The organism is Pseudomonas sp. AN-B15 (genome assembly GCF_019056475.1).
GTDB classification, from domain to species: Bacteria; Pseudomonadota; Gammaproteobacteria; order Pseudomonadales; family Pseudomonadaceae; genus Aquipseudomonas; species Aquipseudomonas parakoreensis.
Map to the genome: position 1 here is coordinate 4,917,223 of NZ_CP049737.1, position 22,328 is coordinate 4,939,550.

Sequence of the window (22,328 nt, forward strand, 5' to 3'; positions counted from 1 at the left end):
TCCCTCGCCACAGGGTATTGCGGGCGCTGTGCGTAACCAATTGTTTCATCTGGTAGGCTCGGCAGATTACGCCTTCCGTTCCAAGCACAAAAGGTACAGTTGATGACGAACCCGCGCCGCGCCGTATTCCTCGATCACCCGTCTCTGGATCTCGGCGATCTTGACCTCAGCCCCTTGCGCACCTGCTTCAGCGACCTGCAACTGTTCGCCCAGACCGCACCGGAACAAGTCGCCGAACGCCTGCACGGTGCCTGCGTGGCGATCACCAACAAGATCCGCATCGACGCCGCCGCGATGGCCGCCAATCCCGATCTGCAACTGATCCTGATCACCGCCACCGGCACCAACAACGTCGATCTGGACGCAGCCCGCGCCCACGGCATTACCGTGTGCAACTGTCAGGGTTACGGCACGCCGTCGGTGGCGCAGCACACGATCATGTTGCTGCTCAACCTCGCCACCCGCCTGGCCGATTATCAAAAAGCCGTTGGCGATGGTCGCTGGCAGCAAGCCAGACAGTTCTGCCTGCTGGACTACCCGATCGTCGAACTGGAGGGCAAAACCCTCGGTCTGCTCGGTCATGGCGAACTCGGCGGCGCGGTCGCAAGGCTGGCCGAAGCCTTTGGCATGCGTGTGTTGCTCGGGCAGATTCCCGGCCGCCCGGCACGCCCGGATCGTCTGCCCCTGGACGAACTGCTGCCGCAGATCGACGCCCTGACGTTGCACTGCCCGCTTAATGAACACACCCGACACGTCATCGGCGCCCGCGAGCTGGCGGCGATGAAACCCGGTGCCTTTGTGGTCAACACCGCTCGCGGTGGTTTGATCGACGAGCAAGCCTTGGCCGATGCCCTGCGCAACGGTCACCTCGGCGGTGCGGCGACCGATGTGCTCAGTGTCGAACCGCCGGTCAACGGCAACCCGCTGCTGGCGGGCGATATTCCACGGCTGATCGTCACTCCGCACAACGCCTGGGGCAGTCGCGAAGCACGGCAGCGTATCGTTGGCCAATTGACCGAAAACGCCCAGGCGTTCTTCAGCGGTACAGCGCTGCGGGTCGTCAGTTGATAAACTGCGGCACTTTTTTTCCAAGGAGCAGTTATGGATCCGCGCAGTGAAGTACTGCTTCGTCAGGCCGAGTTATTCCAGGGTTCGCTGTTGCTGGCCGGTTTGCCCGCCGACGATTTGCTCGGGCGTTTGCCGAATGCGTTCGGCTGGTGCTGGCACGCCGGCGATCAGGCGGCACTCGATGCACGTTTCGAAGGTCGCAGCCATTTCGGCGTAAACGTGCCGGAGCGCGCGTTCGACAGCGCCGTGGTGTTTTTGCCCAAGTCCAAGGACCTGACCGATTACATCCTCAATGCCGTGGCCGCACGTCTGCCCGGGCGCGAGGTGTTTCTGGTGGGGGAAAAACGCAGCGGTATCGAGGGCGCATCCAAGCAGCTCAACCCGTTTGGCAAACCGCGCAAACTCGACAGCGCGCGCCATTGCCAACTGTGGCAAGTGACCGTGGCCAACGCGCCGGAAGCCAAATCGCTGGAAAGCCTGGCGCAGACGTACGAGCTGCCACTGGCCGAAGGCCCGCTGAAAGTCATCAGCCTGCCCGGTGTATTCAGTCATGGCCGGCTGGATCGTGGCAGCGCCCTGCTGCTGGAACACCTGGACAAACTGCCGAGCGGTCATCTGCTGGATTTCGGTTGTGGCGCCGGGGTTTTGGGCGCGGCGGTCAAACGGCGTTATCCGCACAATCAGGTGACCCTGCTCGACGTCGATGCCTTCGCCGCCGCCAGCAGTCGTCTGACTTTGGCGGCAAACGGTCTGGAAGCCGAAGTGCTGACCGGTGACGGCATCGACGCTGCCCCCATGGGTTTGAACGCGATTCTGAGCAACCCGCCGTTCCATGTCGGGGTGCATACGGATTATTTCGCTACTGAGAATTTGCTGCGAAAAGCAGCCAAACATCTGAAAAACGGCGGCGAACTGCGCTTGGTTGCGAACAGCTTCCTGAAATATCAGCCATTGATCGAAGAGCACCTGGGCGTGTGCGCGATCAAGGCCGAAGGCAATGGTTTCCGGATTTACCGGGCCAAGCGCGGCTGAAAATTAGCACTTGCCGAATGGATTCTGCCTAGGCAGAATCCGCTCCGTCCTAGGGGAGTAGTCTCCCACGAGCGCCAAGCTCGTCCGGCATACGTCAACATACTTGATCCTCAGATCATGGCGTATGCGACCCCAGCGTCCGCACCAGACGGATCGCAGGGTTTGACAAGACCTATGACACGCACACCTTACCCGGGGCGGGAAGGCTGTACGTGTCATAGCCGTGTCGACCCGCCCCTTAGGAAAATCCTGATGCTGGACTCGTTACTCGTTCCCACCGCAATCGTTGCCTTGGCCGAAATCGGCGACAAGACGCAACTGCTCGCGCTGATTCTCGCCGCTCGCTTTCGCAAACCCTGGCCGATCATTGCCGGTATCGTCGCCGCGACCCTGGCCAACCACGCAGCAGCCGGTGCGGTAGGCGCCTGGTTCGGCAGCTTCTTCTCCGACTCGGTGTTGCACTGGATTCTTGCCGCGAGCTTCGCCGCCACTGCACTGTGGACGCTGGTCCCGGACAAGATGGATGACGATGAAGCCAGCACCGCGCGCAAGTTCGGGCCCTTCCTGACCACGCTGATCGCGTTCTTCCTCGCGGAAATCGGTGACAAGACGCAGATCGCCACTGTGATGCTGGCGGCGCAATACCCTGAGCTGTGGCTGGTGATTATCGGCACCACGGCAGGCATGCTGATTGCCAACGTGCCGGTGGTATTGGCGGGTAACTTTGCTGCGGAGAAATTGCCACTGACGTTGATCCGTCGCCTGGCGGCTTCGGCGTTCTTCATTCTGGCGATTGTTGCGGTGTACAAGGCGATGCAGAGCAGCGGCTGGGTTTAACCCTATCCACTGAACCCCACAAAATCTGTGGTGAGGGGATTTATCCCCGATGGGCTGCGAAGCGCCCCAAAGCTGACCACCTCGGTGTACCTGGTACACCGCAGTCATAGGTTTTGGGGCTGCTTCGCAGCCCATCGGGGATGAATCCCCTCACTACAGCAGCAGGTTCGACTTGCCCGGAATGCCTATCAGGACTTCGGCGCTTTCTCGTACAACGGCATTACCTTCGGAATCGCCGCCTGCAACGAAGCGATCCGGCTGGACGAGGCCGGGTGAGTGCTCATGAATTCCGGCGGCGCGCCTTCCGAGGCCTTGCTCATCTTGTTCCACAAGGTGATCGCGGCATTCGGGTTGTAGCCGGCGCGGGCGGCCAGTTCGAGGCCGATCAGGTCGGCTTCGTTTTCATTGGCGCGGCTGTTGGGCAAGGTCATGCCGTAGTTGGCCACGGTGTCGGCCAGCGCCAGGCTGTCCTGGCCCAGACCGAACAGTGCACCGGCACCCTGCTTGGCCATCTCGATCCCATAAGCCTTGGACATCGCTTCACGACCGTGCTCGCGCAGGGCGTGGGCGATTTCGTGGCCCATGACTGCGGCGATTTCATCGTCGGTCAGCTTCAGGCTGTCGATCAGTCCGGTGTAGAAAATGATCTTGCCGCCAGGGCCGCAGTTGGCGTTGAGCTCATCGCTCTTGATCAGGTTGACTTCCCATTGCCACTGCGCAGCATCCGGGCGGAAATTCGGCGCCTGAGCGATCAGCCGGTTGGCAATTGCCTGAACCCGCTTGGCCTCCGGGCTGGTCTTGTCCAGCACGCCTTTGCTCGACGCCTCGCCGACGGTCTTCTGATAGGACTGGGCATACATCTGGTCGACCTCTTGCGAGGACAGCATGCTGAACATGTACTGCTTGCGCTCCACGCCCACGGCTCCGCCGCTGGTGGTGTTGACCGACTGACAACCGGCCAGCAACAACGCTGCGCTCAGTGCACTTACAACCAATGTCTTGTTCATTCAAAAGCTCCCTGAAAACCTGCCGCGTATCCTAGGGGGTGAATTGTATCGGCGCCAGATACAACAGACGTGTTGCAGCGTCTTTCGGAAGTTTCCCACCGCTGTTGTCGTAAAAAATTCACAGCAACCGGCAAGTCTGCTGCCGCTGCGTCGCGCACCGATCCATTTGCGACATCCTCCGCCCATTGTTCCGCTCAACACTCATGGCGCCATGCCTGCTGCCGATACAACAGCGCAGACGTCCTCTCGCGTGCGGAGCTCCCATGAAGTTCAAGTCGATCCAGTTTTCCGTCGCCGCCCTGGCCGGCGCCATCGTCCTCAGCGTGGTCGCCGCGCTGGTGCTGTACGCGCTGTTTTCCGGCGCCCGCACTCAAGACATGGTGCAACAGCGCACCCAGGCGCAATTCGAACAAGTCATCGAACAGCGCCTGACCTCGCTGGCGCAGACCCAGGTCAGCCAGATCCAGCGCGAACTCGAAGCGCCGCTGCTGATCGCCGGCGGACTCGTGCGGGTCAACACGCTGCTCGGCACACCGGGTGCCGACGGCCAGCCGCGACTGAACATCAGCCGCGAGCAATTGATCAGCCTGATCAAGGAAAACGTCGAGCAGAACCCGAAAATTCTCGGCACCTACATCGGCTGGGAAAAAAACGCACTGGATCACAATGACGCGGCCTACGTCGGCAGCGCCGTGACCGGTATCGATCCCGCCAACGGACGCTTCCTGCCGTGGTGGTTCCGCAATACCGACGGCAGTCTGGGCGTGGACAAACTGGCCGATGTCGACGATCAGAAAACCCTGTCCACCGGGGTACGCGCCAGTGAGTACTACCTCTGCTCCAAGGAGACGAAAAAGCCCTGCGTGATCGATCCGGCGCCGTACAAAGTCGGCGACAAAGTCGTCATGCTCGCCTCGTTCATTGAACCGATCATGCTCAACGGCGCGTTCCAGGGCATCGTCGGCGCCGACCTGTCGGTGAACTTCATTCAGGACATGCTTCTCGCCGCCAACCAGAAGCTGTACACCGGCGCCGGGCAAATGGCCCTGATCGGCGGCAACGGGCGGATCGTCGCCTACACCCAGGACCCGAGCAAATTCGGTGAAAAGGTCAGCGACATTCTCGACGCCGAACAGATTGCCAACATGGCCAATCTCAAACGCGGCGAAGTCACCTACTCCGTCAACAAGGACAAGGGCCGCATCGAGTTGTACCTGCCATTCGGCATCGGCCAGACCGACGCGCGCTGGACCCTGATGCTGCAGCTGCCGCTGAACGCGGTAATGGCCGATCTGCAGAAACTTCAGGCCGATCTCGAGGCCCAGCGCAAATCCGATACCTTCGGCATGGCCATGGTCGGTCTGATCATCGCCGGCATCGGCCTGCTGGTGATCTGGCTGGTGGGCCACGGCATCGCCCGCCCCCTGAAGCAGATGGTCGCCATGCTCGATGACATTGCCAAAGGTGAAGGCGACCTGACCCGCCGCCTGAGCAGTGATCGCAGCGATGAACTCGGTTCGATTGCCAAAGGCTTCAACACCTTCCTCGCCAAGTTGCAGGCGATGATCACGCAGGTGGTGACGTCGGTGCAGAGCGTCAGCGATTCCTCCGAACACACGGCCGACATCGCCATTCGCACCAACATCGGCATTCAGAAACAAATGGCCGAGATCGATCAGGTCGCCACGGCCGTGCAGGAAATGACCGCCACTGCGCAAGACGTGGCGCGCAACGCCACCCAGGCGGCGCAAGCCGCCAGCCATGCGGATCAGGCCGCAGGCCAAGGCATGCAGATCGTCCGTGATACCTCGAATTCGATTGGTGCGCTGGCGCTGGAAATCGGCAAAGCCGTGGGCGTGGTGCAGACCCTGGCCAAGGACAGTGAAAACATCAACGCGATCCTGACTGCCATTCGCGGGATCGCCGAGCAGACCAACCTGCTGGCGTTGAACGCCGCGATCGAAGCGGCGCGTGCCGGCGAACAGGGGCGCGGCTTTGCCGTGGTGGCGGACGAGGTGCGCAATCTGGCGCAGAAGACCCAGAAGGCCACAGAAGAAATCCAGAGCATGATCCAGCAACTGCAACAGGGCACCCGCGACGTGGTGCGGGTCATGGAGGACAGCCAGAACCGCACCGACGAAAGTGTGCAGCACGCGGCGAAAGCGGCTGAAGCGCTGGAGACGATTACTCAGGCGGTGTCGGTGATCAATGACATGAACACGCAGATCGCCAGTGCCGCTGAAGAGCAAAGCGCCGTGGCGGATGACATCAACCGCAACGTGATCAATATCGGTCAGGTAGCGAATGAGGTGGCGGGCGGTGCGGATGAGTCGAGTTCGGCGAGTGCCGGCCTGACCAAACTGGCGGAGCAGCAGCGGCGGTTGATCAATCAGTTCAAGGTTTAACAGCAAGATCAGAAGATCGCAGCCTGCGGCAGCTCCTACACCAATCCTGTAGGAGCTGCCGCAGGCTGCGATCTTTTCGCTTTTCACCTCAACCCGGGGTCAGACACTCCGGCCCATTGAGCTTCGGATCATTCACCAGATTCGCCAGCACCCGCTCGCGCAACGCCGCCGGCTCACTGGCGAGCAAGCCCTGCAGCACATGCAACGGCGTCGCAGGATCGAGCCAGGCCGCCTGCCCCGCCTCATCAAGTATCAAAGGTCGGCGCTGACTGGCCGCCGGCTGGGTGATGACCGCGGTGCTCAGCCACACCTGTTCCTGCACCGGGTACGCCTCCCAGATCGCCGCGAAAAACAACGACGAACCCTCTCCGGGCGTCAGCCAGTACGGGCGCTTGCGCAGATTGCCGCGCCATTCGTAGAAACCGTTGGCCGGCAGCAGACAACGGCGCAGGCGCAGCGCTTCACGGAACATCGGCTGTTCGGCGACGGTTTCCGCCCGGGCATGCGCCGGGGTTTTCGACAGATCGGTCAGCCACGGCGGCGTCAGCCCCCAACGGGCGCGGGCCAGCGTGCGTTGGCCGTCGGCCTCGGCACGCAGCATCAACACCGAATCACTGGGAGAAATATTCCACTGCGCCTGCTGATCGGCGGGAAATCCGGGCAGGGCCGCGAAGTCGCGGTTCCAGCGAAACAGGGCATAACGTCCACACATGGGGCAACACGACTCAGCAATAAAACGAACGTCAGCCTAACAGACCAGCGTCCCGGGGAAGCTCTCCGGTTCATCGCCGGGCAGCGGCAGCGCGGCATTGTACGCGGTGATCAGCTCGCGGGCGTATTCGGCATGATCGTTATCGACCGACAACCCCAGCAGGCCAAAAATCGGCAACTCCCCCGTGCCGCCGAGCAGATCCCGGCCCACTAGGTGCGCCTCGATGCCTTCGCTGGCGAGCATGCCCTTGAGCATCTCGCCTTCCATCAGGTTTTCCGGCTCGTAGATTCGCTGCATGGGCGCCCCTCATTCGTTTTCACTGAACACTTCCAGAAACCAGTCCTCGCCGTGAACCTGCAAGACAAACGTGATCGGTCGACAACACACCTCACAGTCCTCGATGTAGGTCTGATCGCCTGCGGACAGGTCCACCGTCGTTTCGACCTCTTCACCACAATACGGACATTCATACAGTGCGCTTTCCAGCATCGCGGTCTCCCAGGTGACTTGTGCGTATAATCGCCGGTCTATTTGCAGGGCTATTTTTGTCTGGCTACTTTTTCAGACCGTGCCCCGTTGGTTTTCGATCAAAACCTTTACTTACCCTAGCCGTTTCCAACAAGAGAGCATGATGGGCGAATTCGATGCCATCCGACCTTACGACGACAGCGAAGTACCTGTGGTACTGGCAAGACTGCTCGGCGACAAGGCGTTTCTAGATATCCTCACCCACTTCCGCTTCCCGCGTTTTGCCGGTGCCTTCGGCTGGATGCTCAAACCACTTATAGCCCATCGGCTGCGTCGTGAGTTCGCCAGCGTGACCTCGGTGGCGACGTTGCAGGACAAGATCGAGTCCTACGTCGACCACACCATCGAGCGCGCCACCGACGGCGTGACCTACACGGGTGTCGAGCAATTCAAGTCCGGCAGCGCTTATCTGTTTATCGCCAACCACCGCGACATCGTGATGGACCCGGCCTTCGTCAACTATGCGGTGTACCACGCCGGCCTGCCGACGCCGCGCATCGCAATCGGCGACAACCTGCTGCAAAAGCCCTTTGTCAGCGATCTGATGCGCCTGAACAAGAGCTTCATCGTGCACCGTTCGATCACCGGGCGCCGCGAGAAGATGGCGGCGTATCAATTGCTGTCGGCGTACATCAACCACTCGATCCGCAACGATTGCGCCTCGATCTGGATCGCGCAGGCCGAAGGCCGGGCCAAGGATGGCGACGACCGTACCGAGTCGGCGATCCTCAAGATGTTCCACATGAGCCGCAAGGACGAGCCGTTCGGCGAAGTGATCCAGTCGCTGAACCTGACCCCGGTGTCGATCAGTTACGAATACGACCCGTGCGACCAGGCCAAGGCCCGCGAGCTGTACATCCGCGCCACCACCGGCACCTACGCCAAGGCACCGGGCGAGGATGACGTGAGCATTGCCAAGGGCATTACGGGCTACAAGGGCCGGGTGCACGTGAACTTCGCGGCGCCGATCACCGAGCTGTTCGAAGACACCAAGCAATTGGCGGTCGAGATGGACAAGCAGATTCTCGGTGGTTATCGCCTGTTCCCGGTGCATTACCTGGCATATGCGCAGTGGGCCGACGCCGATCCGCAACTGAACGTGCCGAAGGCTGCCGAGCTGTTCCCCGCCGATGAACTGGCCAAGGCGCAGGAAGAATGGCAGAGCCGTCTGGATGCCTGCCCTGAGGAGCACCGTCCGTATCTGGTGCTGCAATATGCGACGCCGGTGCGTAATCAGTACCGCGTAAAAGCCGGGTTGCCGTTGTAAAACAAAAGCAAGATCAAAAGATCGCAGCCTGCGGCAGCTCCTACACCAACCTCCTGTAGGAGCTGCCGCAGGCTGCGATCTTTTGCTTTCAGAAGCGCGTGCTGATCCAGGAGACGATCAGGGCCAGGCCGAGGCAGGCAAAACCGAAGCGGTAGAAAAAGCGGTTCATGCGCAAGGTCGCCCAATCCAGAATCGGTTCGGCGTTCGGTTGGGCCTGGCGCTGAGCGGCGATGCTGGCCATGGCGCGTTGTTCACGACGGCGGGTCGCATGCAGCAGCCAACTGCCCGGGAAAGCCAGAGCCAGCGCCAGCAGGTTGATCAATTTGGCGGGATGGGCGGTAAACAGCGTCATCAAGTGCAGCGACATCACAGACCTCGGATCTGAATCAGTGTGGCAGGCGCCCGATCGACGACCGCGGCGCGGATTCTACCGAAACACTCCGCCACCGCCCTACCCTTTGCGACAAATAACCTGACAATCGACCGATGGCTGTCCTGTGTCACGGCATCGTCATTTACATCGGCCACCATGCGCGCCTCGAAACACACATGGAACGCGACATGCTGCACGCCGAAAACCAGGATCGCCTGTACCTCATCACCCCGTCCGACGAACAACAAAGCCTCGTCGGCAGCCTTGCCTTCAATGTTCAGGATCGCCACTGGCTGGTGTATTGCGCCCTCGGCGGGCATCAACATGCGGATTTGCCGGAGACTGATCTGCTGACGGGCGTGAGCGTGCTCGACTTCTACTCCCAGGCCGCCTGACCCACATCGTCCTCTGCAGGAGCTGCCGCAGGCTGCGATCTTTTGATGTTGTTTTAAAAATCAAAGTCAAAAGATCGCAGCCTGCGGCAGCTCCTACAGGGGATTAGCGTCGTCCTGCAGGCATGAAAAAGCCCGGCGCCATCACTGGCCCGGGCTTTTTCACATCAGCCGAACAGTTTACTCGGCGAGGATCTGACCCACGGTCGGGTCCTTGAACAGGCGAGTCAAGGCGTCGCTCAACACGTCGCTGACCAGCTTGGTGTTGGTTTCCTGGTTCGGCGCCATGCCGAAACGCTGGTCCAGCGAAGCGCCGTAGCGGCCGCTGTAACGACGGTTGCCGCTCTGCACGTCGGAACGGAAGGTCGCGCCGATGGTGGCCTCGGTCACGTACATGCCTTCTTTCGGCGACTGGTACTTGAGCTCGGTCAGGGTCACGGTCAGCTGCGGCGCATTCATCGCGTTGCTGGTCGGGGTGAAGCCGAGCAGCCGCACGGCGGCTTCAGCCTGGGCCTGCAACTTCGGCAGGATCTGCTCGCGTTGTACAGTGATGGCGCTGGTTTCCGGGTACAGGCCGCCACGGGTGCCGAGGGTTGGCGACGGACGACCGTCAACCACGCGCACCACCACTTGCTGGCCATGGCCGACCGGGGCCAACTGCGTGGTCAGCTTCGGTTCCGGGCTCAGTTGTTGCGGGCTGTGGGCGCAGCCAACCAGGGTCAAACTGGTCACAGTGATCAAACCGAACAACAGGCGTTGCAACATGCTCTTTTCTCCAGAATCAGGCACAAACAGGCCGGCAGTATAGCGGTGGGCCACTGCGGGTAACCAGCACTCGACAGTGAATACTCAAATGTCTGACCCAGCCGAGAGAATGCGGTTCCTGTCACAGATTATTCACCGCCCATACACCTTGGCGTCACGGCCGCCTGGCAAGCTTCAAACCAGTCCCCAACAAGGTACTTGCCATGCGTTATCTGATCTCGTTGTTCGCGCCACGTCCGCTGCACCGCAGCTTCGCCCTGCTGGATCGCAACGGTCACTGCCAGGCCTTCAAACAGTGCAGCCTCAAGCCAATGGGCGACGGCTGGGTGGAAATCGAAGAAATCCGCCTCAACTGGTTGCACCAGCCGCTGCCCGCCAGCGCCCGGGTCATCGAGCAACAACCTCGCGCACGTGCCCAGGCGATGTTGAGCATCTGACCGGATGCCTAATAAAAGTCATTAAACTCGACCAACTGCCCGCATTTCTTCGATACAATCTCCCCCCGATTATAAGGACGTCTCCTGATCGGGCCCCGCAACACCGGCAATGCCCTGCATTCGCCATCAAAATCGCCCACAGAGAGCCGCCCACACAGATCGAGTGAAGTTGGCGCGCTTGCCTGTTCTTCCGGCAAAACCCCGCTTTTCGCGAATCTGCAGAGCTGTCATACGCTCGGCCACCGCGTTGTTTTGCCTTTGCGGGCACGGTGCCAGGCCTGGACAGCCCTTTTTTGAGGTTCACGTCTTCAAAAGAGCGTGAAAAAAACGGGTTTTCACAACTTCACAAGAGTGTGGCGAGCAAATGAATAGTTTTGCGTCTGAACATGCACCATTAGCGTCTGTAACAGCCCAACGACACAGGACCGGGGATACCTCGAACATCGGAGCCTGAAGCCTGTCCGCTACGGATTTGGTTGCACAAAACGGATGTCTCGACCATAAGTCGAATTGCCAGCCGCGCGCTGAAATGAGTTCATGCAACTCTTGAAGCCAGGCCGCATGCATCCGTCGAAGTTGCGAAAAATTGCGAAGATTCGGACATGACGAACCTGACCATGGGTTATCCGGGGCGCAACTGACCTGCCCCGCCACTCCCTGGCAGCCATGCCGACAATTTGGTGCTGCAGATTTTGGAGACGCGTTAAATGGCGCATAACGAAGCAGTCGACGTAGTTCTGGTTGGGGCCGGCATCATGAGTGCCACCCTGGCAGTACTGCTCAAAGAACTCGACCCGACGATCAAGCTGGAAGTCGTCGAGTTGATGGATTCCGGGGCCGCGGAGAGTTCCAACCCGTGGAACAACGCCGGTACCGGCCACGCCGGCCTGTGCGAGCTGAACTACACGCCGCAGGCCGCCGACGGCAGCGTCGACATCAAGAAAGCCGTGCACATCAATACCCAGTTCGAAGTGTCCAAGCAGTTCTGGTCGTACCTGACCAAAAAAGGTACCTTCGGCTCGTGCAAGTCCTTCATCAGCCCGGTGCCGCACCTGAGCTTCGTCCAGGGCGACAAAGGCGTGTCGTTCCTCAAGGAACGCTTCAACGTGCTGCACAAGCACCACGCCTTCGCCGACATGGAATACACCGAAGACAAGGCCAAGATGGCCGAGTGGATGCCGCTGATGATGCCGGGCCGTTCGCCGGACGAAGTCCTGGCTGCGACCCGCGTGATGAACGGCACCGACGTCAACTTCGGCGCCCTGACCAATCAGTTGCTCAAGCACCTGACCAGCGCACCGGACACTCAGGTCAAATACTGCAAGCGCGTGACCGGCCTCAAGCGTAACGGCGCCGGCTGGACCGTCAGCATCAAGGACGTCAACAGCGGCAACAGCCGTGAAGTCGATGCCAAATTCGTCTTCCTCGGCGCCGGTGGCGCGGCCCTGCCGCTGCTGCAGGCTTCGGGCATCGAGGAAAGCAAAGGTTTCGGCGGCTTCCCGATCAGTGGCCAGTGGCTGCGTTGCGATAACCCGGAAGTGGTCAAGCACCACCAGGCCAAGGTTTACAGCCAGGCCGCGGTGGGTTCGCCACCCATGTCGGTGCCGCACCTGGATACCCGCGTGGTCGACGGCAAGAAATCCCTGCTGTTCGGACCATACGCCGGTTTCACCACCAAGTTCCTCAAGCACGGTTCCTTCATGGACCTGCCGCTGTCGGTTCGCGCCGGCAACATCGGGCCGATGCTGGCGGTGGCGAAGAACAACATGGACCTGACCAAATATCTGGTCAGCGAAGTGATGCAATCGATGGAGCAGCGTCTGGACTCCCTGCGCCGCTTCTACCCGGAGGCGAAAGCCGAAGACTGGCGCCTGGAAGTGGCCGGCCAACGGGTGCAGATCATCAAGAAAGACCCGAAAAAGGGCGGCATCCTGCAATTCGGTACCGAGCTGGTCGCAGCGAAAGACGGCTCCCTCGCCGCCCTGCTCGGCGCTTCTCCAGGCGCTTCGGTGACCGTTTCGATCATGCTGGAACTGATCGAGAAATGCTTCCCGGCCAAGGCCAAGGGTGAGTGGGCAGCCAAACTGGCGGAGATCTTCCCGGCCCGTGAAAAGGTTCTGGAAACCGATGCTGCGCTGTATCGCAAGATCAACACGCAGAACAACATCGCCCTGGAACTGGTTGAAGAAAGCAGCGAGACCCCAAGCTTCGCTTGATCTTGCGGTATGAAAAACGCCCCGTACTCAGTGAGTGCGGGGCGTTTTTTATGGCCCTGAAAAGCAAAAGATCGCAGCCTGCGGCAGCTCCTACAGGGTAAACACAAATCCAGTGTAGGAGCTGCCGCAGGCTGCGATCTTTTGATCTTGTCTTTTGATCTTAACCGCGCGCCTTGTCGATCAGCTCAATGTACTCGGCCGCGTTACGCTGATCCTTGATCAGATCAACAAACGTCTGGCCCTGCTCATCCTTGCCATCCACGTCGTAACCGGCAGCCACGAAGAACGTCAGAAAGCGCTCGAAATCGTCGATGCGCAAACCACGATAAGCCTTGATCAGTTTGTGCAGCGACGGCGAAGTGGCGTCGACCGGTTCAAAATCGAGGAACAGCTTGATCTGCTCATCGCCGATCTCGTCACCAATCACCTGTTTCTTATCTTTACGCATTGCCGACTCCAGCTCGCAGACATTACACGGGGCGGGCAGTTTACCCCTGCCCAGCCTCAAGGCTCAACGCGCACGAACGGCTCCGGTGTGCAGATCGGCCCAGATGTGGCCGTTGGCGTAACTGAGGAACTGTACATACACGGTGTCGTTGCGCAGCAGGTCGATCACCACCCGGTACTGGGCCAGCGGGTAGAACAGGGTCAGGGTTTTGCGCGTGTCGTCATAAACCGGTTTTTTCAGGCTTTTGCTTTCGCCGTCGAAATTGACCAGCACCTGGGTGATGGTTGCGCCCTTGTTCAGCGACTTGCCCTTGAGGCGGATCATCAACGGTGAGGTCACCGGAATCGGCTGCTGATTGGACTGGCGTTGCGCACCGACCACCACCGAATAATCGGTGACCTGCAGCAGTTGTTGCTGCTCGGGTTCGGCATCACGCAGGGTCAAGTCGTCCGGCGGTAGAAACTGACTGTGCATCGGCGCCGGGGCGGCGGCCAGGGGCAGGCTGAGGGTCAGCAACAGGGCGGCAAAGCTGCGGATCAGAAGACTCATGACAGGCTCCGGGGGCGAGGCCGAGCACTCTAGCATGGGATTAAAAGCAAAAGATCGCAGCCTTCGGCAGCTCCTACAGGGTGTACATCAATCTCCTGTAGGAGCTGCCGAAGGCTGCGATCTTTTGATCTTGCTTACATGCCTTTAACGGCAAAGATCCCGTTGGCGTTACGCCAGTAGCCTTTGTAGTCCATGCCGTAACCGAAGATGTAGCGGTCAACGCATGGCAGGCCGACGAAGTCTGCCTTCAGGTCAGGACGCGCCTTGCGGTCGTGGTCCTTGTCGATCAGCACGGCGGTGTGCACTTTGCGGGCGCCGGCGTGTTTGCAGAAGTCGATGATCGCGCCCAGGGTGTGACCCTCGTCGAGGATGTCGTCAATGATCAGCACGTCGCGGTCGATGAACGAGACTTCCGGCTTGGCTTTCCAGAACAGGTCGCCGCCGCTGGTTTCGTTACGATAACGGGTGGCGTGCAGGTAGGAGGCTTCCAGCGGGAATTGCAGGTGAGTCAGCAGTTTGCCGGAGAAGATCAGGCCGCCGTTCATCACGCAGAACACCACCGGGTTGCTGTCGGCCAGTTGTTCGTTGATGTGTGCACCGACGCGGGCGATGGCGGCCTCGACTTCAGCTTCGGTGTACAGGCAGTCAGCCTCTCGCATGATTTGACGGATATGCTCGAGATCAGCGGACATGGCGCTCTCCAGGGGTGGCGGAATTGGAAAAGCGGGCAAAGGTACGCATCCCGCGAGGTCGAATCAAGCGTTAATGGACTAACGTACTCAATGTCCTATAGGACATCACCCTCGGATAGATTAATCTAGGCCGGTTTTTTTGCCCGCCGCCGGAGTTTTTCCATGCCCATCCTCGAGATCCGCCATCCGCTGATCCGCCATAAACTCGGCCTGATGCGCCGCGCTGACATCAGCACCAAGAATTTCCGTGAGCTTGCTCAGGAAGTCGGCGCCCTGTTGACCTATGAAGCTACCAAAGACCTGCCCCTGGAAACCTACGATATTCCAGGTTGGTGCGGCACCGTGTCGGTGGAGAAAATCGCCGGCAAGAAGATCACCGTCGTGCCGATCCTGCGCGCCGGCATCGGCATGCTCGAAGGCGTGCTGAGTCTGATCCCGGGCGCCAAGGTTTCCGCAGTGGGCGTCGCCCGCAACGAAGAAACCCTGCAAGCGCACACCTACCTGGAAAAACTGGTTCCGGAAATCGACGAACGGTTGGCGATGATCATCGACCCGATGCTCGCCACCGGCAGCTCCATGGTCGCGACCATCGACCTGCTGAAGAAAGCCGGCTGCAAGGACATCCGCGCAATGGTGCTGGTCGCCGCGCCGGAAGGCATTGCTGCCGTAGAAAAGGCTCACCCGGACGTGACCATCTACACCGCGTCCATCGATGAGCGCTTGAACGAGCACGGTTACATCATCCCTGGGCTTGGCGACGCCGGTGACAAGATCTTCGGCACCAAGCAGAAGGACGCGTAAACATGCAGCAAGAGTTCAACGATCCGCTCTGGCGCACGGTGCTGTCCGGTGCCCAGATGCTGTTCGTGGCTTTCGGCGCCCTGGTGCTGATGCCGCTGATCACGGGTCTTGACCCGAACGTGGCACTGTTTACCGCAGGTCTGGGGACGATCCTGTTCCAGATCGTCACCGGGCGTCAGGTGCCGGTGTTCCTCGCGTCGAGCTTTGCCTTCATCACTCCGATCATTCTCGCCAAGGGCCAGTTCGGCCTCGCCGCGACCATGGGCGGCGTGATGGCGGCCGGTTTCGTCTATACCTTCCTCGGCCTTGCCGTGAAGATCAAAGGCACCGGCTTCATTGACCGTCTGCTGCCACCGGTGGTGATCGGTCCGGTGATCATCTCCATCGGCCTGGCGATGGCGCCGATTGCCGCGAACATGGCAATGGGCAAGGCGGGTGATGGTTCCGAGCTGATCCATTACCAGACCGCGATGATGATCTCGATGCCGGCGCTGCTGACCACGTTGATCGTGGCGGTGTTCGGCAAAGGCATTTTCCGCCTGGTGCCGATCATTTCCGGGGTGCTGGTCGGTTTTGCCATGTCGTTCTATTTCGGCGTGGTCGATACCGCGAAGATTGCTGCCGCGCCATGGTTCGCCCTGCCGCACTTCACCGCCCCCGAGTTCAACTGGCAGGCGATCCTGTTCATCGTTCCGGTGGCGCTGGCGCCGGCCATCGAGCACATCGGCGGCGTCATCGCCGTGGGCAGCGTGACCGGTCGTGACTATCTGAAAAAGCCGGGCCTGCATCGCACCTTGCTGGGTGACGGCATCGCTACCACGGCCGCCGGCCTGTTTGGCGGCCCACCGAACACCACCTATGCCGAAGTGACCGGCGCGGTGATGCTGACCAAGAACTACAACCCGAAAATCATGACCTGGGCGGCGATCTTCGCCATCACCCTGGCGTTCATCGGCAAGTTCGGCGCGCTGCTGCAAAGCATTCCGGTGCCGGTGATGGGCGGGATTCTGTGCCTGCTGTTCGGCTCGATTGCTGCAGTGGGGATGAACACCCTGATCCGCCACAAGATCGATCTGGGCGAAGCGCGCAATCTGGTGATCGTCTCGGTGACTCTGGTGTTCGGCATCGGCGGTGTGCTGGTCGGCACTGGCACCGGCCCTGATGACTTCGGCCTCAAAGGCATCGCGTTGTGCGCGGTGGTGGCGATTGCGCTGAACCTGATCCTGCCGGGCAATGACAGCTGGAAGCATAAGAAGGCTGATGAGCCGCTGATCTAAGGCTTTAGATCTTTATTGTCTGACAGATAGCTTTCGCGAGCAGGCTCGCTCCCACATTGATCTTCGGTGCGCTGAAGATCCCCTGTGGGAGCGAGCCTGCTCGCGATGCTTTCAGAGGGCCAGTGGCGCTCGTTCACACAGGGTTGCCAACGCCTTCGCCCATTGCGGGTCGTCATTCAGGCACGGCACCAGCACCAGCTCCTCGCCCCCCGCCTCGCGGAACTGTTCCTGGCCGCGATCCCCGATCTCTTCCAGCGTCTCGATGCAATCGGCGACAAACGCCGGGCACATCACCAGAATCTTTTTCACGCCGCTTTTCGCCAGCTCGTCCAGCCGCGCTTCGGTGTAGGGTTCGATCCACTTCGCCCGCCCCAGACGCGACTGAAACGACACCGACCATTTGCCATCGACAATGCCCGCGAGCCTGGCGAACTCGGAGGCAGTGCGCAGGCACTGAGCGCGGTAACAGGTGGCCAGCACGGCCGGCGAGGCATTCTTGCAGCAGTCTTCGTTTTTTAAGCAGTGATAGCCCGTTGGATCGAGCTTGGTCAGGTGCCGCTCCGGCAGGCCATGAAAACTCAGCAGCAAGTGATCGTAATCCTGCTGCAAGTGCGGTTGGGCGCTGGCGACCAGTGCATTGAGGTATTCCGGCTGATCGTAAAACGGTTGCAGCACCGACAGGTTCACGTCGAGTCGGTTCTCGCGAATCACCCGCTTGGCTTCTTCGATCACCGTGGTGGTGGTGCTGTCGGCGAACTGTGGATAAAGCGGCGCCAGCGTAATGCGCTTGTGCCCGGCGGCGACCAGTTGCAGCAATTTCGTTTCAATCGACGGCTCGCCGTAACGCATGGCCAGTTCCACCGGGCCATGGGTCCACTGGGTGGTCACCTGCTGTTGCAGACGACGGCTCAGCACCACCAGCGGCGAACCCTCCTCCCACCAGATCGACGCGTAGGCATGGGCCGATTGTTCGGGGCGTTTAATCAGAATCAGCGACACCAACAGCCGCCGCACCGGCCACGGCAGGTCGATCACGTACGGGTCCATCAGAAACTGATTGAGGTAGCTGCGTACATCGGCCACCGAAGTCGAGGCCGGGGAGCCCAGGTTGACCAGAAGCAAGGCGTGATCGGTCATGCATCGTCCTATTTCAAAGGCGGCCGGAGAGATCATCCAGAGCCGCGCGCAAATCCGTGAACTGGAAAGTGAAACCCGCTTCCAGCAAGCGTGCCGGCACGGCCCGTTGGCCGCCCAGCAACAGCAATGACATTTCGCCAAGCCCGACCTTCAGCGCCAGGGCCGGCATCGGCATGAACGCCGGACGGTGCAGCACGCTGCCCAGCGTTTTGGCAAACTCGCGATTGCGCACCGGTTTCGGTGCGCAGGCATTATAAGGACCGCTCGCCTGATCGCGGTGCAGAAGAAAATCAATCAGGGCGATTTGATCATCAATATGAATCCATGGCATCCACTGCCGACCATTGCCCAAAGGCCCGCCCAGCCCAAGCTTGAACGGCAGCAACAGCCGCGACAAAAAGCCGCCCTCGGCTGATAGCACCAGCCCGGTTCGTACCAGCACCACGCGCACGCCCAACGCTTCGGCACGCTGCGCGGTTTCCTCCCAGGCAATGCACAACTGGCTGGCAAAATCGTCGATCACCGGCGGTGAATCCTCGGTCAGCTCGCGCTCACCGCCGTCACCGTACCAACCGACTGCAGAACCGGAAATCAACAACGCCGGTTTCTGTTGTCGCGCTTCCAGCCACGCCAGCAGGGTTTCGGTCAGGGTGATGCGGCTGCTCCACAACAACGCTTTGCGCCGATGGGTCCATGGCCGATCCGCGATCGGTGCTCCAGCCAGATTGACGATTGCGTCCAGTGGCTCGTTGCCGAAGTCTTCGAGACGAGCAATACCACGCACCTGCGCACCGCAGATCTGCGCGACTTTCTCCGGACGCCGACTCCACACCGTCAGTTGATGGCCTTGCCTGGACCAATACTGACAGAGCTGACGTCCGATCAAACCAGTACCGCCGGTCAGCAATATGCGCATGACATCTTCCTCGCGTGGCGTTTTACCCGGATCACTAGTCTATTTTTATAAGCAGGGATCTTTTCTATCGGGCAGGCTCTATTGTTTAACCATAGGCCAAGCTGTCAGAACGAGAACGCTAGAAGTTATACCAAAAAACAAAATTGTACAGGTTTCATTGACGGCGTAGTCTGTACAGAAAGGTAAACGAGGCCCCTATGACTGTACCTATCGCAATCATCGGCACCGGCATCGCCGGACTCTCCGCCGCGCAAGCGCTGACAGAGGCCGGACACACCGTCCAGCTCTTCGACAAAAGCCGCGGCAGCGGCGGGCGCATGTCGAGCAAACGCAGCGACGCCGGCTCTCTGGACATGGGCGCGCAATATTTCACCGCCCGCGACCGACGCTTCGTCACCGAGGTGCAGCGCTGGCAAAGCCAGGGCTGGGTCGCCGAATGGCAACCGCAGCTCTACACCTGTCAGGGCGGGCAATTGAATCTGTCGCCGGACGAGCAGACCCGTTGGGTCGGCACGCCGCGCATGAGCGCCATCACCCGCGGCTTGCTCAATGGCCTGGAAGTGCACTTCGCCTGCCGCATCACCGAGGTGTTTCGCGGCGAAGAACATTGGCATTTGCAGGACGCCGAAGGCTTCACCCATGGTCCCTTCAGCCATGTGGTGATCGCCACTCCGGCGCCACAAGCCACTGCATTGCTGGCCGCTGCACCGAAACTCGCCGGCGCGGCCGCCGGGGTGAAAATGGACCCGACCTGGGCCGTTGCCCTCGCCTTCGATACGCCACTGGACACACCGATCGAAGGTTGCTTTGTGCAGGACAGTCCGCTCGACTGGCTGGCACGCAACCGCAGCAAACCGGGACGTGACACGACGTGCGACACTTGGGTACTGCACGCCAGCAGCGCCTGGAGCCGGCAACACATCGACCTGCCCAAGGAAGCGGTGATCGAGCAACTGCACGGTGCCTTCGCCGAACTGCTGCACAGCGCCATGCCCGCGCCGACCTTCAGCCTCGCCCACCGCTGGCTCTATGCGCGCCCTGCGACCGGCCACGAATGGGGCACGCTGGCCGACGCCGATCTGGGCCTGTATGCCTGCGGCGACTGGTGCCTGTCGGGGCGCGTCGAGGGGGCCTGGCTCAGCGGCCAGGAAGCTGCACGCCGTTTGCATGAACACTTGCAATGAACCGCATCAATCCGCAAAAGCTGCTGCTCTCGAAGTGGACAGCAGCCCACCCGCAAAACCGTGAAAAGCATTTTCTGGTCACCGAGCTGTTCCGTGATGAGGAAGGTACGGTGCTGGAGATCGAGTTGCAGGCAGTCCTGACGCAGCGCAGCGAAAGGCTTGATTGGCAGCGCCTGAAAATTTCGACTGAATGGCTCCAGGGCTGGAAGTAAACACTCCCCGTGATCCGACGCCTTCGCGAACTAGCTCGCTCCCACAGTTGAGAGCGTTAAACCTGGAAAAACTTATACAAATGAGTTGACTTGTACACGCATGAATCTATGCTGAGGAGAAGTTGTACAGAAATAAATACCTGTACAGGAATAGATTCGAGGTGTGCATGTCCGATCTTTCTGCTTTGCGGCCCAAAATCGCCATCAGCGCCTGCCTGATGGGCGCCGAAGTGCGCTACAACGGCGGGCACAAGGAATCGCGGCTGTGCAGCCGCACCCTCGCCGAGCATTTCGAATTCGTCCCGGTTTGTCCTGAAGTCGCGATTGGCCTGGGCATTCCTCGCGAGCCGATCCGGCTGGTCGGGGATCCGGACGCTCCTGAAGCGGTCGGCACCGTCAACCCGCAGATCAATGTCACCGAACCGCTGGCGGCCTACGGGCAGAAAATGGCCGGCGAGCTCAATGACATTTGCGGCTACATCTTCATGCAACAGTCGCCTTCATGCGGTCTAGAGCGGGTCAAGGTCTATCACGCCAACGGCGCGCCGGTGAATGGCGGCGGCCGTGGCATCTATGCCCAGGCGTTCTGCGCACAGCACCCAGATCTGCCGGTGGAAGAAGCCGGACGTCTGAACGATCCGGTGTTGCGGGAGAACTTCATCACCCGCGTACTCGCCTACAGCGCCTGGCAACAAGTGCTCAAACAAGGCTTGAGCCGCCGCGCACTGACCGAATTCCACTCGCGCTACAAATACCTGTTGATGGCGCACAACCCTGAGCAATACAAAGCCTTGGGCAAATTGCTGGGCAACATGGCCCAGACCGATCCGGTCGAACTCGGCCCGCGCTATTTCAGCGAGCTGATGAGCGCGTTGAAGAAATGCGCCACCCGCCGCACCCACAGTAACGTCCTGCAGCACATCAGCGGCTATCTGAAACAGGCGATCAGCCCTGAAGACAAACAGGAAATGCAACATGTCATCGGCCAGTACCGTCACGGCATCGTGCCGCTGGTGGTACCGCTGACCTTGCTCAAACATCATTTTCGCCAACACCCGGATCCGTACATCGCGCAACAGGTGTACCTGCAGCCGCATCCGGAAAACCTCAGCCTGCGAAACGCCATTTGATGAACGACACACTCGACAGCAGCGCCCGGGAAGACCTCGGTGCGGACTTCAAGAAAGCCCTCGACGAGGGCTGGCTGCCCATCCGCGAAGTGGCGCGGCAGACCGGCGTCAACGCCATTACCCTGCGCGCCTGGGAGCGCCGTTACGGCTTGATCGTGCCGCAGCGCACGCCCAAGGGCCATCGTCTGTACTCCAGCGAACATGTGCAACGGATCCTGACCATTCTGACCTGGCTCAACCGAGGCGTGGCGGTCAGTCAGGTCAAACCGTTGCTCGACGCGCCGCAAGCCTTCACCGAGACGGTGGAGAATGACTGGCAACGACAGCGTCAGTCCTTGCTCGGCGCCGTCATCCAGCTCAATGAGCGCAATCTCGACGACAGCATCAACCAGGCCATGGCCCTGTACCCGCCACGCACGCTGTGCGAGCAATTACTCCTGCCGCTGCTGGCCGAACTCGAACAGCGCTGGCAAGGACAGTTCGGTGCGCAGATGGAGCGTGTGTTCTTTTATTCGTGGTTGCGCAGCAAATTCGGCGCGCGCATCTACCATAACAATCGGCAATTGCACGCTGCACCGCTGCTGCTGATCAATCACTCGGACCTGGCGCTGGAACCACACCTGTGGCTCTGCGCGTGGCTGATCAGCAGTGCCGACTGTCCGGTACAAGTGTTCGACTGGCCTCTTCCGGCCGGAGAACTGGCGCTGGCGGTCGATCATCTGCAAGCGCGAGGAGTACTGCTGTATTCCAGCAAGGCAATGAACCTGGCGCAGTTGCCGAAACTGCTGAACGGCATCAGCGCGGCAAAAATGCTCGTCGGACCAACGGTATGCATCCACCAGACCGAGTTGTCCGTAAGACCCCTTGAGATCGCTGATTTGATCCTGGCCGAAGATTCGCTCTCGGCCCATCAGGTACTCGTTCAGCGTGGGCTGATTTAATG

25 protein-coding genes and 1 riboswitch are annotated in these 22,328 nt (G+C 60.3%); of the genes, 14 read left to right on the forward strand and 11 right to left on the reverse strand.

The genetic code is table 11. From position 1 onward, the window contains the following. Positions 1 to 102 precede the first annotated feature (102 nt). From GTQ41_RS22165 to GTQ41_RS22175, 3 genes are all read left to right on the forward strand, one after another. Positions 103 to 1,068 (forward strand): 2-hydroxyacid dehydrogenase, encoded by a 966-nt coding sequence (locus GTQ41_RS22165; RefSeq protein ID WP_047296459.1) that lies wholly within the window; start codon positions 103 to 105, stop codon positions 1,066 to 1,068. Between the two features lie 33 nt (positions 1,069 to 1,101). Then, the gene (locus tag GTQ41_RS22170; protein WP_047296460.1) at positions 1,102 to 2,100 is read left to right on the forward strand and encodes a class I SAM-dependent methyltransferase; all 999 of its coding nucleotides are present in this window, start codon (positions 1,102 to 1,104) and stop codon (positions 2,098 to 2,100) included. Between the two features lie 40 nt (positions 2,101 to 2,140). Further along, a riboswitch (yybP-ykoY riboswitch) is annotated at positions 2,141 to 2,277 on the forward strand. A 75-nt stretch (positions 2,278 to 2,352) separates the two neighbouring features. After that, complete coding sequence (locus tag GTQ41_RS22175) at positions 2,353 to 2,937, forward strand: TMEM165/GDT1 family protein (RefSeq protein WP_047296462.1); 585 nt, start codon at positions 2,353 to 2,355, stop codon at positions 2,935 to 2,937. Positions 2,938 to 3,125: 188 nt separating this feature from the next. Here GTQ41_RS22175 and GTQ41_RS22180 read toward each other — a convergent pair whose 3' ends face one another. After that, positions 3,126 to 3,944, reverse strand: coding sequence for a M48 family metallopeptidase (locus tag GTQ41_RS22180; RefSeq protein ID WP_025109318.1), 819 nt, complete (start codon positions 3,942 to 3,944; stop codon positions 3,126 to 3,128). A 263-nt stretch (positions 3,945 to 4,207) separates the two neighbouring features. On the opposite strand from GTQ41_RS22180, the gene GTQ41_RS22185 reads away from it, so the two are divergent. After that, positions 4,208 to 6,349: a methyl-accepting chemotaxis protein gene (locus tag GTQ41_RS22185; RefSeq protein WP_047296463.1), complete on the forward strand. Its 2,142-nt coding sequence runs from the start codon at positions 4,208 to 4,210 to the stop codon at positions 6,347 to 6,349. Positions 6,350 to 6,437: 88 nt separating this feature from the next. On the opposite strand, the gene GTQ41_RS22190 is transcribed toward GTQ41_RS22185, so the two are convergent. From GTQ41_RS22190 to GTQ41_RS22200, 3 genes are read right to left on the reverse strand one after another with little or no spacing between them, the layout of a single operon-like run. Continuing rightward, complete coding sequence (locus tag GTQ41_RS22190; protein WP_047296465.1) at positions 6,438 to 7,061, reverse strand: SOS response-associated peptidase; 624 nt, start codon at positions 7,059 to 7,061, stop codon at positions 6,438 to 6,440. A 36-nt stretch (positions 7,062 to 7,097) separates the two neighbouring features. Continuing rightward, a complete protein-coding gene (locus GTQ41_RS22195) occupies positions 7,098 to 7,358 on the reverse strand; it encodes a DUF2007 domain-containing protein (RefSeq protein ID WP_047296466.1) in 261 nt (86 codons plus the stop codon). 9 nt (positions 7,359 to 7,367) lie between these two features. Further along, positions 7,368 to 7,550, reverse strand: coding sequence for a CPXCG motif-containing cysteine-rich protein (locus GTQ41_RS22200; protein WP_047296468.1), 183 nt, complete (start codon positions 7,548 to 7,550; stop codon positions 7,368 to 7,370). Between the two features lie 142 nt (positions 7,551 to 7,692). On the opposite strand from GTQ41_RS22200, the gene GTQ41_RS22205 reads away from it, so the two are divergent. Continuing rightward, on the forward strand, positions 7,693 to 8,856 hold the full coding sequence (locus tag GTQ41_RS22205; RefSeq protein ID WP_179294961.1) for a 1-acyl-sn-glycerol-3-phosphate acyltransferase: 1,164 nt from the start codon (positions 7,693 to 7,695) through the stop codon (positions 8,854 to 8,856). Between the two features lie 88 nt (positions 8,857 to 8,944). Here the strand turns inward: GTQ41_RS22205 and GTQ41_RS22210 are convergent, their stop codons facing one another. Continuing rightward, on the reverse strand, positions 8,945 to 9,223 hold the full coding sequence (locus tag GTQ41_RS22210) for a hypothetical protein (protein WP_007967709.1): 279 nt from the start codon (positions 9,221 to 9,223) through the stop codon (positions 8,945 to 8,947). Between the two features lie 194 nt (positions 9,224 to 9,417). Here GTQ41_RS22210 and GTQ41_RS22215 point away from each other — a divergent pair, with 194 nt between their 5' ends. After that, positions 9,418 to 9,624, forward strand: coding sequence for a hypothetical protein (locus tag GTQ41_RS22215; protein ID WP_047296561.1), 207 nt, complete (start codon positions 9,418 to 9,420; stop codon positions 9,622 to 9,624). A 177-nt stretch (positions 9,625 to 9,801) separates the two neighbouring features. Here GTQ41_RS22215 and GTQ41_RS22220 read toward each other — a convergent pair whose 3' ends face one another. Then, positions 9,802 to 10,386, reverse strand: coding sequence for a YajG family lipoprotein (locus GTQ41_RS22220; protein ID WP_025109324.1), 585 nt, complete (start codon positions 10,384 to 10,386; stop codon positions 9,802 to 9,804). 203 nt (positions 10,387 to 10,589) lie between these two features. Between GTQ41_RS22220 and GTQ41_RS22225 the strand changes: the two genes are divergently transcribed. Together GTQ41_RS22225 and mqo are read left to right on the forward strand one after the other, a co-directional pair. Beyond that, positions 10,590 to 10,823: a hypothetical protein gene (locus GTQ41_RS22225; protein ID WP_041072422.1), complete on the forward strand. Its 234-nt coding sequence runs from the start codon at positions 10,590 to 10,592 to the stop codon at positions 10,821 to 10,823. A gap of 707 nt (positions 10,824 to 11,530) precedes the next feature. Beyond that, positions 11,531 to 13,039: a malate dehydrogenase (quinone) gene (mqo, locus tag GTQ41_RS22230; protein WP_041072424.1), complete on the forward strand. Its 1,509-nt coding sequence runs from the start codon at positions 11,531 to 11,533 to the stop codon at positions 13,037 to 13,039. A gap of 160 nt (positions 13,040 to 13,199) precedes the next feature. On the opposite strand, the gene GTQ41_RS22235 is transcribed toward mqo, so the two are convergent. The 3 genes from GTQ41_RS22235 to GTQ41_RS22245 form a co-directional block, all read right to left on the reverse strand. Then, a complete protein-coding gene (locus GTQ41_RS22235) occupies positions 13,200 to 13,487 on the reverse strand; it encodes a PA4642 family protein (protein WP_041072426.1) in 288 nt (95 codons plus the stop codon). 63 nt (positions 13,488 to 13,550) lie between these two features. Then, positions 13,551 to 14,036, reverse strand: a complete 486-nt coding sequence (locus GTQ41_RS22240; protein WP_047296473.1) for a hypothetical protein — start codon at positions 14,034 to 14,036, stop codon at positions 13,551 to 13,553. 134 nt (positions 14,037 to 14,170) lie between these two features. Beyond that, on the reverse strand, positions 14,171 to 14,728 hold the full coding sequence (locus tag GTQ41_RS22245) for a hypoxanthine-guanine phosphoribosyltransferase (RefSeq protein WP_041072430.1): 558 nt from the start codon (positions 14,726 to 14,728) through the stop codon (positions 14,171 to 14,173). Positions 14,729 to 14,890: 162 nt separating this feature from the next. Between GTQ41_RS22245 and upp the strand changes: the two genes are divergently transcribed. Further along, positions 14,891 to 15,529: a uracil phosphoribosyltransferase gene (upp, locus tag GTQ41_RS22250; protein WP_041072432.1), complete on the forward strand. Its 639-nt coding sequence runs from the start codon at positions 14,891 to 14,893 to the stop codon at positions 15,527 to 15,529. 2 nt (positions 15,530 to 15,531) lie between these two features. Beyond that, entirely contained in the window at positions 15,532 to 16,806 is a 1,275-nt protein-coding gene (locus tag GTQ41_RS22255) for a uracil-xanthine permease family protein (RefSeq protein ID WP_007951684.1), read from the forward strand. 111 nt (positions 16,807 to 16,917) lie between these two features. Here GTQ41_RS22255 and hemH read toward each other — a convergent pair whose 3' ends face one another. Further along, entirely contained in the window at positions 16,918 to 17,943 is a 1,026-nt protein-coding gene (hemH, locus tag GTQ41_RS22260; protein ID WP_047296475.1) for a ferrochelatase, read from the reverse strand. Positions 17,944 to 17,956: 13 nt separating this feature from the next. Continuing rightward, positions 17,957 to 18,859 carry a TIGR01777 family oxidoreductase gene (locus tag GTQ41_RS22265; RefSeq protein WP_047296476.1) on the reverse strand — a complete coding sequence of 301 codons (903 nt, stop codon included), beginning with the start codon at positions 18,857 to 18,859 and terminating at the stop codon, positions 17,957 to 17,959. A gap of 197 nt (positions 18,860 to 19,056) precedes the next feature. Between GTQ41_RS22265 and GTQ41_RS22270 the strand changes: the two genes are divergently transcribed. The 4 genes from GTQ41_RS22270 (at position 19,057) to GTQ41_RS22285 (ending at position 22,326) form a co-directional block, all read left to right on the forward strand. Continuing rightward, complete coding sequence (locus tag GTQ41_RS22270; protein ID WP_047296478.1) at positions 19,057 to 20,043, forward strand: NAD(P)/FAD-dependent oxidoreductase; 987 nt, start codon at positions 19,057 to 19,059, stop codon at positions 20,041 to 20,043. After that, positions 20,040 to 20,255 (forward strand): TIGR02450 family Trp-rich protein, encoded by a 216-nt coding sequence (locus GTQ41_RS22275; RefSeq protein ID WP_047296480.1) that lies wholly within the window; start codon positions 20,040 to 20,042, stop codon positions 20,253 to 20,255. Before GTQ41_RS22270 ends, GTQ41_RS22275 begins: the two co-directional genes overlap by 4 nt. A gap of 167 nt (positions 20,256 to 20,422) precedes the next feature. Further along, entirely contained in the window at positions 20,423 to 21,385 is a 963-nt protein-coding gene (locus tag GTQ41_RS22280; protein ID WP_041072444.1) for a DUF523 and DUF1722 domain-containing protein, read from the forward strand. After that, positions 21,385 to 22,326: a MerR family transcriptional regulator gene (locus GTQ41_RS22285; RefSeq protein ID WP_047296481.1), complete on the forward strand. Its 942-nt coding sequence runs from the start codon at positions 21,385 to 21,387 to the stop codon at positions 22,324 to 22,326. The genes GTQ41_RS22280 and GTQ41_RS22285 overlap by 1 nt, the downstream gene beginning before the upstream one ends. Positions 22,327 to 22,328 lie beyond the last annotated feature (2 nt).

Excerpts from the sequence above, each read along its gene's own strand:
- GTQ41_RS22240 (WP_047296473.1), bottom strand. The coding sequence starts at position 14,036 with ATGAGTCTTCTGATCCGCAGCTTTGCCGCCCTGTTGCTGACCCTCAGC.
- GTQ41_RS22255 (WP_007951684.1), top strand. The coding sequence starts at position 15,532 with ATGCAGCAAGAGTTCAACGATCCGCTCTGGCGCACGGTGCTGTCCGGT.
- GTQ41_RS22175 (WP_047296462.1), top strand. The coding sequence starts at position 2,353 with ATGCTGGACTCGTTACTCGTTCCCACCGCAATCGTTGCCTTGGCCGAA.
- GTQ41_RS22180 (WP_025109318.1), bottom strand. The coding sequence starts at position 3,944 with ATGAACAAGACATTGGTTGTAAGTGCACTGAGCGCAGCGTTGTTGCTG.
- GTQ41_RS22200 (WP_047296468.1), bottom strand. The coding sequence starts at position 7,550 with ATGCTGGAAAGCGCACTGTATGAATGTCCGTATTGTGGTGAAGAGGTC.
- hemH (WP_047296475.1), bottom strand. The coding sequence starts at position 17,943 with ATGACCGATCACGCCTTGCTTCTGGTCAACCTGGGCTCCCCGGCCTCG.
- GTQ41_RS22205 (WP_179294961.1), top strand. The coding sequence starts at position 7,693 with ATGGGCGAATTCGATGCCATCCGACCTTACGACGACAGCGAAGTACCT.
- GTQ41_RS22235 (WP_041072426.1), bottom strand. The coding sequence starts at position 13,487 with ATGCGTAAAGATAAGAAACAGGTGATTGGTGACGAGATCGGCGATGAG.
- GTQ41_RS22220 (WP_025109324.1), bottom strand. The coding sequence starts at position 10,386 with ATGTTGCAACGCCTGTTGTTCGGTTTGATCACTGTGACCAGTTTGACC.
- mqo (WP_041072424.1), top strand. The coding sequence starts at position 11,531 with ATGGCGCATAACGAAGCAGTCGACGTAGTTCTGGTTGGGGCCGGCATC.
- GTQ41_RS22185 (WP_047296463.1), top strand. The coding sequence starts at position 4,208 with ATGAAGTTCAAGTCGATCCAGTTTTCCGTCGCCGCCCTGGCCGGCGCC.
- GTQ41_RS22285 (WP_047296481.1), top strand. The coding sequence starts at position 21,385 with ATGAACGACACACTCGACAGCAGCGCCCGGGAAGACCTCGGTGCGGAC.
- GTQ41_RS22215 (WP_047296561.1), top strand. The coding sequence starts at position 9,418 with ATGCTGCACGCCGAAAACCAGGATCGCCTGTACCTCATCACCCCGTCC.
- GTQ41_RS22170 (WP_047296460.1), top strand. The coding sequence starts at position 1,102 with ATGGATCCGCGCAGTGAAGTACTGCTTCGTCAGGCCGAGTTATTCCAG.
- GTQ41_RS22225 (WP_041072422.1), top strand. The coding sequence starts at position 10,590 with ATGCGTTATCTGATCTCGTTGTTCGCGCCACGTCCGCTGCACCGCAGC.
- GTQ41_RS22190 (WP_047296465.1), bottom strand. The coding sequence starts at position 7,061 with ATGTGTGGACGTTATGCCCTGTTTCGCTGGAACCGCGACTTCGCGGCC.
- GTQ41_RS22280 (WP_041072444.1), top strand. The coding sequence starts at position 20,423 with ATGTCCGATCTTTCTGCTTTGCGGCCCAAAATCGCCATCAGCGCCTGC.
- GTQ41_RS22265 (WP_047296476.1), bottom strand. The coding sequence starts at position 18,859 with ATGCGCATATTGCTGACCGGCGGTACTGGTTTGATCGGACGTCAGCTC.
- GTQ41_RS22195 (WP_047296466.1), bottom strand. The coding sequence starts at position 7,358 with ATGCAGCGAATCTACGAGCCGGAAAACCTGATGGAAGGCGAGATGCTC.
- GTQ41_RS22275 (WP_047296480.1), top strand. The coding sequence starts at position 20,040 with ATGAACCGCATCAATCCGCAAAAGCTGCTGCTCTCGAAGTGGACAGCA.
- upp (WP_041072432.1), top strand. The coding sequence starts at position 14,891 with ATGCCCATCCTCGAGATCCGCCATCCGCTGATCCGCCATAAACTCGGC.
- GTQ41_RS22165 (WP_047296459.1), top strand. The coding sequence starts at position 103 with ATGACGAACCCGCGCCGCGCCGTATTCCTCGATCACCCGTCTCTGGAT.
- GTQ41_RS22245 (WP_041072430.1), bottom strand. The coding sequence starts at position 14,728 with ATGTCCGCTGATCTCGAGCATATCCGTCAAATCATGCGAGAGGCTGAC.
- GTQ41_RS22270 (WP_047296478.1), top strand. The coding sequence starts at position 19,057 with ATGACTGTACCTATCGCAATCATCGGCACCGGCATCGCCGGACTCTCC.
- GTQ41_RS22210 (WP_007967709.1), bottom strand. The coding sequence starts at position 9,223 with ATGTCGCTGCACTTGATGACGCTGTTTACCGCCCATCCCGCCAAATTG.